Source organism: Brevibacterium sp. XM4083 (genome assembly GCF_006489205.2).
Taxonomy (GTDB): Bacteria; Actinomycetota; Actinomycetes; order Actinomycetales; family Brevibacteriaceae; genus Brevibacterium.
This window is the reverse complement of sequence record NZ_VFYR02000002.1, coordinates 622,779-635,677: the sequence shown is the minus strand read 5'-3', so window position 1 is coordinate 635,677 and position 12,899 is coordinate 622,779. Positions and strand designations below refer to the sequence as shown.

10 protein-coding genes are annotated in these 12,899 nt (G+C 67.9%); 5 read left to right on the top strand and 5 right to left on the bottom strand.

Annotated elements, in window-relative coordinates:
- The first annotated feature begins 66 nt into the window (after positions 1-66).
- The gene (gene recO, locus FJ887_RS08675) at positions 67-795 is read left to right on the top strand and encodes a DNA repair protein RecO (protein WP_140954946.1); all 729 of its coding nucleotides are present in this window, start codon (positions 67-69) and stop codon (positions 793-795) included.
- Positions 792-1,580, top strand: coding sequence for an isoprenyl transferase (locus tag FJ887_RS08670; protein ID WP_140954947.1), 789 nt, complete (start codon positions 792-794; stop codon positions 1,578-1,580). Before recO ends, FJ887_RS08670 begins: the two co-directional genes overlap by 4 nt.
- Positions 1,581-2,147: 567 nt before the next feature.
- Here the strand turns inward: FJ887_RS08670 and FJ887_RS08665 are convergent.
- The gene (locus FJ887_RS08665) at positions 2,148-3,941 is read right to left on the bottom strand and encodes a DEAD/DEAH box helicase (protein ID WP_140954948.1); all 1,794 of its coding nucleotides are present in this window, start codon (positions 3,939-3,941) and stop codon (positions 2,148-2,150) included.
- 340 nt (positions 3,942-4,281) lie between these two features.
- Between FJ887_RS08665 and FJ887_RS08660 the strand changes: the two genes are divergently transcribed.
- A complete protein-coding gene (locus tag FJ887_RS08660) occupies positions 4,282-5,664 on the top strand; it encodes a glycine--tRNA ligase (protein WP_137827070.1) in 1,383 nt (460 codons plus the stop codon).
- Positions 5,665-5,833: 169 nt separating this feature from the next.
- On the opposite strand, the gene FJ887_RS08655 is transcribed toward FJ887_RS08660, so the two are convergent.
- Positions 5,834-7,225 (bottom strand): aspartate aminotransferase family protein, encoded by a 1,392-nt coding sequence (locus FJ887_RS08655; protein WP_137827068.1) that lies wholly within the window; start codon positions 7,223-7,225, stop codon positions 5,834-5,836.
- The gene (locus FJ887_RS08650) at positions 7,222-7,707 is read right to left on the bottom strand and encodes an Lrp/AsnC family transcriptional regulator (RefSeq protein WP_137827067.1); all 486 of its coding nucleotides are present in this window, start codon (positions 7,705-7,707) and stop codon (positions 7,222-7,224) included. The genes FJ887_RS08655 and FJ887_RS08650 overlap by 4 nt, the downstream gene beginning before the upstream one ends.
- Before the next feature lie 293 nt (positions 7,708-8,000).
- On the opposite strand from FJ887_RS08650, the gene FJ887_RS08645 reads away from it, so the two are divergent.
- Positions 8,001-9,329 carry a M24 family metallopeptidase gene (locus FJ887_RS08645; protein WP_137827077.1) on the top strand — a complete coding sequence of 443 codons (1,329 nt, stop codon included), beginning with the start codon at positions 8,001-8,003 and terminating at the stop codon, positions 9,327-9,329.
- Between the two features lie 24 nt (positions 9,330-9,353).
- Here the strand turns inward: FJ887_RS08645 and FJ887_RS08640 are convergent, their stop codons facing one another.
- Entirely contained in the window at positions 9,354-9,968 is a 615-nt protein-coding gene (locus FJ887_RS08640) for a TetR/AcrR family transcriptional regulator (protein ID WP_137827078.1), read from the bottom strand.
- 38 nt (positions 9,969-10,006) lie between these two features.
- Here FJ887_RS08640 and FJ887_RS08635 point away from each other — a divergent pair, with 38 nt between their 5' ends.
- Entirely contained in the window at positions 10,007-11,224 is a 1,218-nt protein-coding gene (locus tag FJ887_RS08635; protein ID WP_137827079.1) for an FAD-dependent oxidoreductase, read from the top strand.
- 182 nt (positions 11,225-11,406) lie between these two features.
- Here the strand turns inward: FJ887_RS08635 and FJ887_RS08630 are convergent, their stop codons facing one another.
- Positions 11,407-12,879 (bottom strand): L-lactate permease, encoded by a 1,473-nt coding sequence (locus FJ887_RS08630; protein ID WP_140954949.1) that lies wholly within the window; start codon positions 12,877-12,879, stop codon positions 11,407-11,409.
- Positions 12,880-12,899 lie beyond the last annotated feature (20 nt).

Sequence of the window (12,899 nt, the reverse complement as noted above, 5' to 3'; positions counted from 1 at the left end):
CAGGCGCGTGCGCACGACACGGGCCACCTCGGCGCGGTCGATGGTGCACTCTGCGATAATGGTGCAGTGCACAACTATCGTGATGAGGGCATCGTCCTCTCGGGCCACAAGCTCGGTGAAGCCGACCGCATCGTCACCGTGCTCACCCGCAGCCACGGACTCGTCCGCGCGGTGGCCAAGGGGGTGCGGCGCACGAAGTCCCGGTTCGGCTCCCGCCTCGAACCGTTCATGCTCATCGACGTCCAATGCCACGTCGGACGCAACCTCGACATCGTCACCCAGGTCGAGCTCATCGAACCCTTCGCCCGCGGCATCGGCGCGGACTACGATGCCTATTCGGCCGCCTCGGTGATGGCGGAGACGGCGAGCAGGATCACGGAGGCCGAGCCGGTCTCCCGGGCGCAGTTCCTCCTCCTCGTCGCAGCGATCCGCTCCCTGTGCAGGGGCGAGCACCCGCCCCGGCTGGCTCTCGACGCCTACCTGCTGCGGGCGATGTCGGTGGCCGGGTGGGCGCCGAGCCTCGCCGACTGCGCCCAGTGCGGGGCACCCGGACCGCACCGTGCCTTCTCCGCGGCCCTCGGCGGGGCGGTGTGCTCGGGCTGCCGGCCCAGCGGTGCCGCCCTGCCCGACACCGACGCCCTCGACCACCTCGCAGCCCTCCTCACCGGGGACTGGGCACGCGCCGAGGCCTCGGACCTCCACGACCAGATGGACGGGTCGAAGCTCGTCTCCGACTGGGTGTCGTGGCACCTCGAACGCAACATCCGATCCCTGAGAGTCCTGGAGCGCACGTGAGCTATCCCGCCCCACCCGCCCATCCGAGCGGGGCGAAGCCGCCGCGCCTCGACGAGAAGTTCGTCCCCCGCCACGTCGCCGTCGTCATGGACGGCAACGGCCGCTGGGCCAACGAGCGCGGACTGCCGCGGACCGAGGGACACAAGGCCGGCGAGGCCTCCCTCCTCGACGTCATCCACGGGGCCATCGAGATCGGCGTCGACTACCTGTCGGCATACGCGTTCTCGACGGAGAACTGGAAGCGCTCACCCGAGGAGGTCCGCTTCCTCATGGGCTTCAACCGCGATGTCATCCGCCGGCGCCGTGACGAGCTCAACGCCCTGGGCGTGCGCATCGTGTGGTCGGGACGGCGGGGGCGTCTGTGGCGCTCGGTCATCGACGAACTCGAGACCGCCGCCGAGATGACGAAGCACAACACTGGCCTGACCCTCCAGTTCTGCGTGAATTACGGCGGACGCTCGGAGATCGTCGATGCCGTCAATGAGATCACCGCGGAGGTGGCCGCCGGCCGGCTCAAGCCCGGCAAGGTGAGCGAGAAGACCCTGCGCGCCCGGCTCTACGCGCCCCAGGTGCCCGACGTCGACCTCTTCGTCCGGTCGTCGGGGGAGCAACGGACCTCGAACTTCCTCCTCTGGCAGTCCGCGTACGCCGAGATGGTGTTCCAGGACGTGCTCTGGCCTGACGTCGACCGGCGCACCCTGTGGGCGGCGATCGAGGAGTACGCGCGACGCGACCGCCGCTTCGGCGGCGCCATCGACCGCCCGGGCGAGGCCGCCGGAGCCTGAGGGCGAGGCGTTTCCTGTTCGGAAGGGGCCGTGGGGCCTCCACCAGGTGTGCGAGGGAACGTGCGCGTGCGACTGCCCGACTGTTCGGGCTCACCTTGGTATCCACGGCACTGTTCACGAACTGAGCCCTCGAAACTCACGTGAGCTGTTCCCGTTGGTGCCCGGGCGGCGTTCGGGCCGGGGGCTCCGTGTGACGTCCGGCCCGTCATTGTGCCGGGGACTCGGCGGTGTGCGCTGGTTCGATCCGCGATGGTCACTGCCTGTACTGGCGATCTCGGATCAGACTGGCGCGAACCCGGTGGGGTCCGCGCTGAGAGTCGACTCGGGCCGATGTGTGGGGCCTGCCGACGGTTCGGGCTCACCCTGGTTTCCACGGCTCTGTTCCGGAACTGAGCCCCCGAAACTCACGTGAGCCGCAATCGGCGGCACCCAGGCGGTCGCCGGAAGTCCGCCGCAGGAACGGAGCACCAGGAACCTGCCGGAGGACGGACGGCCCCCGAGGCAATCGCCCCCAGGATGCCCGAAGGGCCCGCAGCGCGGACGCTGCGGGCCCTTCAGGGGCGGATCTCAGTAGCGGTCGCGCGAACGATCGCGGTCACGGCCGCCGAACTTCTTGCCGCCGCCGCGACGGTCGCCGCGGAAGTTGCGGTTGTCGCCGGGCTGCTTGTCGAAGTTGCGCTTCTTGAACGGACGGCCCGGACGACCCGAATCGGGGCGGATGTCGATCGGCCGACCCTGGATCTCCGTGTGCGCGAGCTTCTTGAGCACGCCCGGATCGAGATCCTGCGGCAGGTCGACGAGCGTGTGGTTCGACCGGATGTCGATGTGGCCGATCTGCTTCGAGGTGATACCGCCTTCGTTCGCGATCGCACCGACGATCGACCCCGGCTGGACGCGCTCGTTGCGGCCGACCGCGAGACGGTAGGTGACCATGCCCTCGCGGTTGCGCGCCCCGCGCTCCCGGCCGGGCTTGCCGTCGCGATCACGGTCACGGCCCTGCTTGCCGCGGGTGGGCTCGGGCATCGGCTCGGCCTTGAGCGAGTTCGACTCGAGGAGGAGTGCGGCCAGTGCGGCCGCGATGTCCGTGGCCGGAACGTTGCGGCTGAGCTCGTACTGTTCGATGACGGTCGCGAGTTCGCTGAGCTCGGTCGTCGCCAGGGCATCGTCGATGCGCTTGGTGAACTTCTCGACGCGCGTGTTCGTCAGCTCCTCGACGCTCGGCAGCGTCAGCGGTTCGACCTTCTGCTTCGTCGCGCGCTCGATCGAGCCGAGCAGACGCTGCTCACGCGGGGTGATGAAGAGGATCGCCTCACCGGAGCGGCCGGCACGACCGGTGCGGCCGATGCGGTGGACGTACGACTCCGTGTCGTGCGGGATGTCGTAGTTGACGACGAGCGAGATGCGCTCGACGTCGAGACCGCGCGCGGCGACGTCGGTAGCGACGAGGATGTCGATCTTGCCCTCGCGCAGCATCTCGACGGTGCGCTCACGCGCCTGCTGCGGGATGTCGCCGTTGATCGCCGAGGCCTTGAACCCGCGGGCCCGCAGCTTCTCCGCGAGCTCCTCGGTGGCCTGCTTCGTGCGCACGAACATGATGATGCCGTCGTACTCCTCGACCTCGAGGATCCGGGTGAGGGCATCGAGCTTGTGGGAGTGCTGGACCATGAGGTAACGCTGGCGGATGTTCGACCCGGTCTGCGACTTCGCCGCGACCCTGACCTCTTCGGGATCGTTGAGGTACTTGCCGGTGAGGCGGTGGATCGAGGTCGGCATCGTCGCGGAGAAGAGCGCGACCTGGCGGGAGTCGCCGGTCGCGTTGAAGATCTCCTCGATGTCCTCGGCGAAGCCCATCTTGAGCATCTCATCGGCTTCGTCGAGCACGAGGTGCTGGAGGTTCTGGAGCTTGAGCGAACCCCGCTTGAGGTGGTCGATGACGCGTCCGGGCGTGCCGACGACGACCTGCGCACCGCGCTTGAGCCCGGCCAGCTGCGGGCCGTAGGACTGCCCGCCGTAGATCGGGAGCACGGAGAAGTCGTCGAGGTTCGTCGCATACGAGGTGAACGCCTCGGCGACCTGGAGCGCGAGCTCACGGGTGGGGGTGAGCACGAGGGCGAACGGGCCGTCCTCGGCGCGCCCCGCCTCGGCGAGGTGGGAGAGGACCGGCAGCGCGAACGCCGCGGTCTTGCCCGTTCCGGTCTGGGCGAGGCCGATGACGTCGCGGCCCTCGACGAGGGCGGGGATGGTCGCTGCCTGGATGGGGGAGGGGGACTCGTAGCCGAGCGCATCGACGGCGCGCAGCACCTCCGGGTGGAGGCCGAGTTCGGAGAAGGTCGGGGTGGATTCGGCGGACTGTTCGGACATGAGGTCTCACTCTCACTTGCGGCACACACTTGATCGCAGATGACTGAAGTGGCGATCTACCCTGCGGCCGCTTATGCGATCATGTCTGGCAATCCGGGCCGGAACCGTACGTGTCATTCTTCAGGGCATGTGCCGATGCACAGCCGTCGGTACGGAAGATAGGTTTGGGTGTGCCCCCAGTCTACCTTGTCGTCCCGCGCCGAGGCGGTCCCCAGTGGGCAGAGAAAGTGTGAGTTCCATCGCCAGCGGCCTGTGTCCGCGGCGGGGCGCGAACCGATAGGCTGGGGAGTTGTGCGCCACGGCAGCCGGCCGTCGGCGGCAAGGAGACCAAGGAGAGTCAATCGTGGCACAGTCCAAGCTGGATGCCGTCATCGCCCTCGCCAAGCGCCGGGGCTTCGTCTTCCAAGCCGGAGAGATCTACGGCGGTACCCGGTCGTCATGGGACTACGGTCCGCTCGGTGTCGAACTCAAGGACAACATCAAGTCGCAGTGGTGGCAGACCTTCGTCCGCGGGCGTGAGGACGTCGTCGGCCTCGACTCCTCGATCATCCTGCCCAAGCGCGTGTGGGAGGCCTCGGGTCACGTCGAGACCTTCGTCGACCCCCTCGTCGAATGCCTCCACTGCCACCACCGGCACCGCGAGGACCACCTCGTCGAGGCCTACGAGGCCAAGCACGGCAAGGCACCGGCCAACGGCATGGCCGACATCGTCTGCCCCGACTGCGGCACCCGCGGTCAGTGGACGGAGCCGCAGCAGTTCTCCGGGCTTGTCAAGACCTACCTCGGTCCCGTCGAGTCCGAGGCGGGCCTCCACTACCTGCGTCCGGAGACCGCGCAGGGCATCTTCGTCAACTTCAACAACGTCGTCACCGCTGCCCGGAAGAAGCCGCCGTTCGGCATCGGCCAGATCGGCAAGTCCTTCCGCAACGAGATCACGCCCGGCAACTTCATCTTCCGCACCCGCGAGTTCGAGCAGATGGAGCTCGAGTACTTCGTCCACCCCGACGAGGCCGACTCGTTCTTCTCCACCTGGGTCGAGGACTGCTGGAACTGGTTCATCGGGCTCGGCATCGACGAGGCGAACATGCGCCGGTTCGACGTGCCTGAGGACGAGCGCGCCCACTACTCGGCGGGCACGATCGACATCGAGTACCGCTTCGGCTTCCAGGGGTCGGAATGGGGCGAGCTCATGGGCGTGGCCAATCGCACCGACTACGACCTCGGCACCCACTCCGAGGCCTCGGGCGCGAAGCTGCAGTACTTCGATCAGGCCAGCGGGGAGCGCTACACCCCGTATGTCATCGAACCCGCGTTCGGTCTCACCCGGTCGATGATGGCATTCCTCGTCGACGCCTACACCGAGGACGAGGCCCCGAACACGAAGGGCGGCACGGACACCCGCATCGTCCTCCGCCTCGACCCGCGGCTCGCCCCGGTCAAGGCGGCGGTGCTGCCGCTGAGCCGCAACGAGAAGCTCACCCCGCAGGCCAAGGAGCTCGCCGCACAGCTGCGCAAGCGCTGGAACATCGACTTCGACGACGCCGGAGCCATCGGCCGACGCTACCGTCGCCAGGACGAGATCGGCACGCCCCTGTGCATCACGTACGACTTCGACTCCCTCGACGACGGTGCGGTGACGATCCGCAAGCGCGACGACATGAGCCAGGAGCGCGTGAGCCTCGACCAGGTCGAAGCCTACCTCGCCGATCACCTCGGCGTCTGAGACTGAGGCGTCTGAGACTCAAGGGCCAGCGGACGGGCACGGTCACACGCCCCTGCCCGTCCACCTCGGCGGTCGATGATCTCACCCGCCCCACCAGCAACGACAGCGGCCCCGACACCATGACCAGGTGTCGGGGCCGCTGTCGTGTCTCACGCGCCGAGGTGGGCGATCAGAACATCGTCCACGCTTCCTTGAGGACGCTGCGGATGATCGATTCCATCTCGTCGAACTCCTTCTGACCGACGGTCAGCGGGGGCGAGAGCTGGATGACCGGGTCGCCGCGGTCGTCGGCACGGCAGTAGAGGCCGTTCTCGTACATCTTCGCCGAGACGAAGTTCTTGAGGATGCGCTCGGACTCCTCTTCGGTGAAGGACTCCTTCGTGTCCTTGTCCTTGACGAGTTCGATGCCGTAGAAGAAGCCCTCACCGCGGACGTCGCCGACGATCGGGAGGTCCTTGAGCTTCTCGAGCGTGAACTTGAACGCACCGGCGTTCTCGTGCACGTGGTCGTTGAGCTTCTCGTTCTCGAACACGTCGAAGTTCGCCATCGCGGCGGCACAGGCGACGGGGTGTCCGCCGAAGGTGTAGCCGTGGTAGAACGTCGCGTCACCGTCGGGGCCGAAGGGCTCGAAGAGGCGGTCCGAGGCGATCATCGCACCGAGCGGGGCGTACCCGGAGGTGATGCCCTTCGCCGAGGTGATGATGTCGGGGACGTAGCCGAAGTCGTTGCACGCGAACATGTCGCCGATGCGGCCGTAGGCGCAGATCGTCTCGTCGGAGACGAGGAGGACGTCGTTCTCGTCGCAGATCTCGCGCACGCGCTCGAAGTAGCCGGGAGGCGGCGGGAAGCAGCCACCGGAGTTCTGCACGGGCTCGAGGAAGACGGCTGCCACGGAGTCGGCGCCTTCGAATTCGATCGCCTCGGCGATGCGGTCGGCCGCCCAGCGGCCGAAGGCCTTCTCATCGTGCGCGTACGGTTCGGGCGCACGGTAGAAGTTCGTGTTCGGAACCTTGTAGGCACCGGGGACGAGGGGCGCGAACTGCTCGCGCAGGCCCGGCAGGGACGTCACCGACAGCGCGCCGTGCGGGGTGCCGTGGTAGGCGGTGGCGCGGGAGATGATCTTGTGCTTGCCGGGCTTGCCGGTGAGCTTGAAGTAGTTCTTCGCGAGCTTCATCGCCGATTCGACGGAGTCGCCGCCGCCGGAGGTGAGGAACACGCGGTTGAGGTCGCCGGGGGCGTAGCCTGCGAGACGCTCGGAGAGCTCGATGGCTTGCGGGTGCGCGAACGACCACAGCGGCATGAAGGGCAGCTTCATGGTCTGGTCGTACATCGCCTTAGCGATCTCCTCACGACCGTGTCCGACCTGGACGGTGAAGAGCCCGGCGAGGCCGTCGAGGTACTTCTTGCCCTGGTCGTCGAAGATGTGGTGGCCTTCGCCGCGGGTGATGATCGGTGCCTGTCCGCCGTTGAACAGGGCCTGGTGCGGTGCCATGTGCATCCACACGTTGTTGCGCACGGCTTCCTGATACGGAGTGCCGGCTCTGGTGACATTGTCTGTCATCGTGTCCCCCAATTGTATTTTTGCTTTTCGAGTGAGAGGTACATGAAGAGCTCCGTGTCGACGACGGCGTCGATCGACCGGAGTTCTCGGTTGACGAAATCGATGAGGTGTCGGTCCGATTCGCAGACGATCTCCACAAGGAGGTCGAACGACCCCGCGGTGACGACGAGATAGTCGATCTCGTCATACCCGTGCAGCCTGTCGGCGACCTTCGAGATGTCTCCGCGGACCTTCACGCCCACCATGGCCTGTCGGGCGAAGCCGAGACTGAGCGGGTCGGTCACGGCCACGATCTCCATCACGCCGGATTCGATGAGCCGTGACACCCGCTGCCGCACGGCCGCCTCGGAGAGTCCGACGGACTTGCCGATGGCAGAGTAGGACTTGCGTCCGTCGTGCTGGAGTTCGACGATGATCGCCTTGGACTTCTCGTCGAGGTTGCCCAGGCGGTGACTGCTGACGCTCGGCAGCGAGTGGGTCATTCTTCACCTCCGTGATGTGAGTCTCAGACCAACCTACCATCGATTCAGTCGGAATGCGTAGTCCTGTTTGCGGATTCAGTTGATTTCCTTGAACTTTCATTCTGTATTCGTCATCGCGGCGAGGCGGTGGGGCTGGGTGTCGGGGGTGGTTGCCGCTCAGGGCCTGCTGCGGCGGGCCGCTGGGTTGTGCCTGCTCGGGCCGCAGCGTCATCGGGACCTCGCGCCGGCCGCGTCGGTGGCGCTCCGCGCGCGCCTCATTGACACCGTGTGAGGCGGATCACCAGACTGGGCGCATGAATGAGGGTGAGCTGTTCTCCGGTCGCGCCGACAGCCGCGCCGATGTGCAGGGGATGCGTCCGGGCGCCGAGCAGGGAGGGGCCGGGGCCGAAGTCCGGTCGCGTCCGCAGCCCTATCCCGGCGAGGTCGACACGATCGGAGCGAAGCATCTCGGCTTCGCTCCCGAGGAGTACCTCGCTCGCATCGCCGCGGTGCGGGGGCGGATGAGCGACCAGGGTCTGTCGGCGCTCATCGTCACCGATCCGGCGAACATCTACTACCTCACCGGCTACAACGCGTGGTCGTTCTACACTCCGCAGCTGCTCTTCGTCCCCTCCTCGGGTCCGCTCACGCTCTTCATGCGCGATATGGACGCCCGTGGGGCCACGCACACCTCGTGGCTGCCGCCGGAGGACATCGTCGGCTACCCCGAGCGCTATGTGCAGCGCCCGCACATCCACCCCTTCGACTGGGTCGCCTTCGCCCTGCGTCAGCGGTGGGAGGTCGCGCGCGCCTCCACCTCGCCCGTGGGTGTCGAGATGGACTCGCACTTCTTCTCCCCGCGGGCCTTCCGCGCGCTCGTCAACGGGGTGCCCGAATGGCGCCTCGTCGATTCGTTCGAACTCGTCAACTGGATCCGGGCGATCAAATCCCCGGCCGAACTCGCACTCATGCACCGGGCCGCCGAGGTGACGACCGCGGCGATGAACGCGGCCCTCGAGTCGATCGCCGAAGGAGTGGGCCAGCATGAGGTCGCCGCCGCGATCGCCGCCGCGCAGATCCGCGGGCACGACGCCGCCTGGGGTGACTATCCGGCGATCGTGCCGCTCATGCCCACCGGAGAGAGCGCCGACACCCCGCACCTGACGTGGACCGACAGAGTGTTCGCGACGGATGAGTCCGTGAGCATCGAGCTCGCCGGAGTCCACCGCCGCTACCATGTCCCGCTGGCCCGGACGGCGGTCGTCGGCCGTCCGAAGCAGGAACTCGTCCGTCTCGAAGGGGTCGTCGCCGAGGCGCTGGCAGCCGTCCTCGACGTCGCCCGACCCGGGGTGCCCACCGCGGAGCTCGCGCGGACCTGGAATCGGTCGCTGGCCCTGCACGGACTCGAGAAGCCGAGCCGCCTGGGCTATTCGATCGGCATCGGCTATCCGCCGGACTGGGGTGAGCGGACGATCTCGATCCGCACCGAGGACGATCAGATCCTCGAGGCGGGGATGGCCTTCCACCTCATCTGCGGCATGTGGATGAACGGCTACGGCTACGAGCTCTCCGAATCGATCCTCATCACCGACTCGGGTGCTGACACGTTCACGGCGTTCCCGCGCGAGCTCATCCGCCTCTGATCGGTCGGTTGCGCCTCTGATCGGTCAGGGCCCCTCTGACGGTTCGGTGCCGGAGCGCCGAGGCGGCCGATCCCGCGGGGGCATCGGACCGGCCAGGTCGACGAACTGCCGGATCACCTCGGCGGAGGGCTGTGCAGCCATCAACGGCAGGGCGAGCACATAACGGGTGAAGATCGTGCCGACGATGATCACGGCAAGCCGCCGGGCCGTCCGATTGCCCACGGCGGCGGCAAGGCCGCCGAAGACGGCGTTCTCGAGATAGCTGCTCAGCAGTGCCGCGCGGGTGCCGTCGGACGCGATTTCGCGAGCGAAGCGCACGAGGCGAGGCCCGTGGTCGGGGTGATCCCAGAGACGGACGATCCCGGTCGCGAGCGCCGTGACGTCGAGCGTGCCACCCGCAGTTGCTGCGCGCACGACATGGTGTGGAGCAATGGTCAGCGAGAGTGCGGTGAGAATGAGATCGTCTTTCGACCCGAAGTGATAATTGACCAGCGAATGGCTCACGCCCGCGTCGCGAGCGATCCGTCGTGTCGAGATCGTCGCCGGATGACCGTCCGTGAGCAGCCGTTGAGCCGCGGCGATGAGCTGCTCGCGGGCATCCGAACCGTCGGCGGGTCGACCGGGTCGTTTATTGACCATGGTGGCATTGTGGCAGGTTCGGGTTCCATCGTGGGGGTATGACAGCGAACGTGAAGACACTGACCGTGGACTGTGTCGTCGTCGGCGGAGGTCCGGCCGGGCTCATCTGCGGACTCATGCTGGCTCGTGCCGGTGTCGAGACCCTGGTCATCGAGAAGCACAGTGATTTCCTCCGGGACTTCCGCGGTGACACCATTCATCCCGCGACGCAGGATCTGTTGGCCGAACTCGGTCTGCTCGAGGACTTCCTCGTCCTTCCCCATGCGGACATGGCACAGGTGACGCTGAGATGGAACTCGGATCAGCTTGTGCTCGCCGACTTCTCGCACCTGCCCACCAGTCGGAGGGTCATCAGCTTCATGCCGCAGTGGGAGTTCCTCGACCTCATTGCCCGTGCTGGGGTCCGCGAGGACGGCTTCACGCTGCTGCGGAGCACGGAGGTGACCGGCGTGGTGACCGAGGCAGGGCAGGTCGTCGGTGTGCGCACTCGGTCCGGCGACGGTGATGGCGAGGTCAGGGCCCGGCTCGTCATCGGCGCGGACGGTCGCGATTCGACGGTGAGAAGAGCAGTCGGACTTGTGCCGCGGACGCTCGCCAATGCCATGGACGTCCTGTGGTTCCGCCTGCCCAAGGTCGCTGCTGAGACGCTGCCCTTCGCCCAGGCCGGGGCAGGATTCGTCATCGCGATCGATCGGGGCGACGGTTTCCAGGTCGCCCACGCCATCCCGGCAGGGACATGGGACGCGTCGCCCGAGGCGCTCATCGCCCTGCGCAGGCGGATAGCGCGCATCGCTCCGGAGCTGCGGGCCCGGATGGAATCCGTGGGTCTCGACGACCTGAGACTGCTGCGCGTGCGGCTCGAGAGACTGCCGCAGTGGTCCGCCCGCGGGGTGCTGTGCATCGGCGATGCCGCCCATGCGATGTCACCGGCGGGTGGTGTCGGGATCAATCTGGCGATCCAGGATGCTGTGGCCGCCGCCCGTGAACTCGGACCTGTGCTGAGGGAGCGCACACCGTCGACACGGGAGCTGCGCGCGATTCAGCGACGGCGTGCGTGGCCGGCGGCAGCGATCCAGTGGATCCAGCAGCGCATCCAGCCGATGCTCCTCGCCGATGATCCTCACTCCCGCCCACCGCTGCCGTTGCGGCTGATCGACCGGTTTCCCGTACTCGCGCGGGTGCCGGGACACATCATCGGAATGGGTCTGCGTCCCGAACACATCCGGAGACGACGGACGTTGCGGCGGATGCGCTGAGCGCTGCTCGTGACCTCTGAGGGGACGATCGGCGACCTGCCGCGAATTCGCTCGCTCAGGCAGCCTGTGCACGGGGAGGCTGTGTCGATGGGCCGGAGTCGTGAGAAGCGCAGTGGAGGGCGCGGCAGTGCGCGCAGGACGTCGGGCAGGCTCGGGCAGCCGCCACCGAGGCGGCGCCCCGCTCACGCGAGGAACTGGAGCCAGAGACCGATGGCCAGGGTGTTGAGGCCGACGACGAGGAACGCCCGGCTGAGCACCCACGAGCCGTCCCGCGCATCGGCGGCTCCGGCGCCGGAGAGCTGGACAGCCATCGCGACACGGGGCGGAGCGGCGAGCGCCGCCAGTGATCCTGCGGCGTTGCCCGCGGCGACGGCGGTCAGCGGCCCCGCTGCCGTCCCCTGACCGGCGACGGCGAGGGTGCTCGCGAACATCGCATTGCTTCCCGTGTTCGACCCGGTGAGCACGGCACCGATCGTCGACAGCCACGGGGCGAGCACGAGGAGTCCCGTCGGCAGCAGGTCCCCGAACGCGGTGCTCATCCCCGAGGTCGTCATCACCCAGCCCATGAGCATGAACGCCGCCGTCGCCGCCCCGATCGGCACCCACGCGCGCGCCGCACGGACGATCGCCGGGCGCAGCGACGCACCGTCCCTGCGCTCATCCGTTGATCCGTCGTCCCTCCGCTCACCCGTCGACCCGTGCCCCCTCTGAGCATCCGTCGACCCGCGGGTCCGCGAGAGCGCTGCGACGAGGCAGGCGACGGCCAGCCAGAACGGGGGAGAGGCGAGACTCTCCATGAGCGGAGACGGGAACACGGCAAGGAGCTCACGCGCGGCGAGGATGCCGAGGGTGAGAACTCCGTAGGGCAGGACTGCTCGCCCGAGCGCTGCGGTGACTCCGGCGAACCGGCCGCGCACCGCCAGCGGCACGCCGAGGCCGACGATGACGACGAGGGACCCGATGATGCCGGCCGGCGCCATGCCGAGAAGACGGTTGGCGAGGAGGATTCCGCCCCACAGCAGCCCGGCGGCCCCGATCATCCCGAGGGCACTCCCGAGGCGGGGACGCAGGAGGACGAGAACAGCGCAGAGGACCACGGCCACCGGGATCGCGTTGACCCAGGCCGTCGCCAGACCGAGGTCATCGACATCGAAGCCGGCGAGCGCTGCGGCCACCGTCGTGCCCGGTCCGAGCGCACCCCATGGGACCGCGACGAGTCCGAGGAGCCCGAGGAGCGCCGAATGCCGCAGCGAACAGCCGAGATGGCGGAGGATCGGCACGCCGATCGTCACCCCGATGCCGAAGCCCGTGACGGATTCGGCGAAGGGGACGAGGCCGAAGACGACGAGGGCGACGCCGAGGGACCGGCTGGGCACCATCGCCTCGACACTCGAGGAGATCGTGCGCATCGCACCGGTGGCCTCGAGGATGCCGGCGAGCATCATCCCGAAGAGGAGGATGAGGACCACCTCGGCGATGAGGGGGAAGTAGTCGCCGGCGGCTCGGGCGACGAGGGGGAGGGGAGTGGGGAAGGCGAGGACCGCGCAGATCCCGGCACCGGCGAACCCGGCCAGCGCCGAGGCCCACGTCGGCGCGCGGAGGGCGAGGAGCGCGACGGCGAGGACGATGGGGATGAGCGCCAGCAGTCCGGACATAATCACTTTTAATGGATTGA

Coding starts and splice junctions, on each gene's coding strand:
- FJ887_RS08665 (WP_140954948.1), bottom strand. CDS start 3,941: ATGTCCGAACAGTCCGCCGAATCCACCCCGACCTTCTCCGAACTCGGC.
- FJ887_RS08655 (WP_137827068.1), bottom strand. CDS start 7,225: ATGACAGACAATGTCACCAGAGCCGGCACTCCGTATCAGGAAGCCGTG.
- FJ887_RS08650 (WP_137827067.1), bottom strand. CDS start 7,707: ATGACCCACTCGCTGCCGAGCGTCAGCAGTCACCGCCTGGGCAACCTC.
- FJ887_RS08645 (WP_137827077.1), top strand. CDS start 8,001: ATGAATGAGGGTGAGCTGTTCTCCGGTCGCGCCGACAGCCGCGCCGAT.
- FJ887_RS08640 (WP_137827078.1), bottom strand. CDS start 9,968: ATGGTCAATAAACGACCCGGTCGACCCGCCGACGGTTCGGATGCCCGC.
- FJ887_RS08635 (WP_137827079.1), top strand. CDS start 10,007: ATGACAGCGAACGTGAAGACACTGACCGTGGACTGTGTCGTCGTCGGC.
- FJ887_RS08630 (WP_140954949.1), bottom strand. CDS start 12,879: ATGTCCGGACTGCTGGCGCTCATCCCCATCGTCCTCGCCGTCGCGCTC.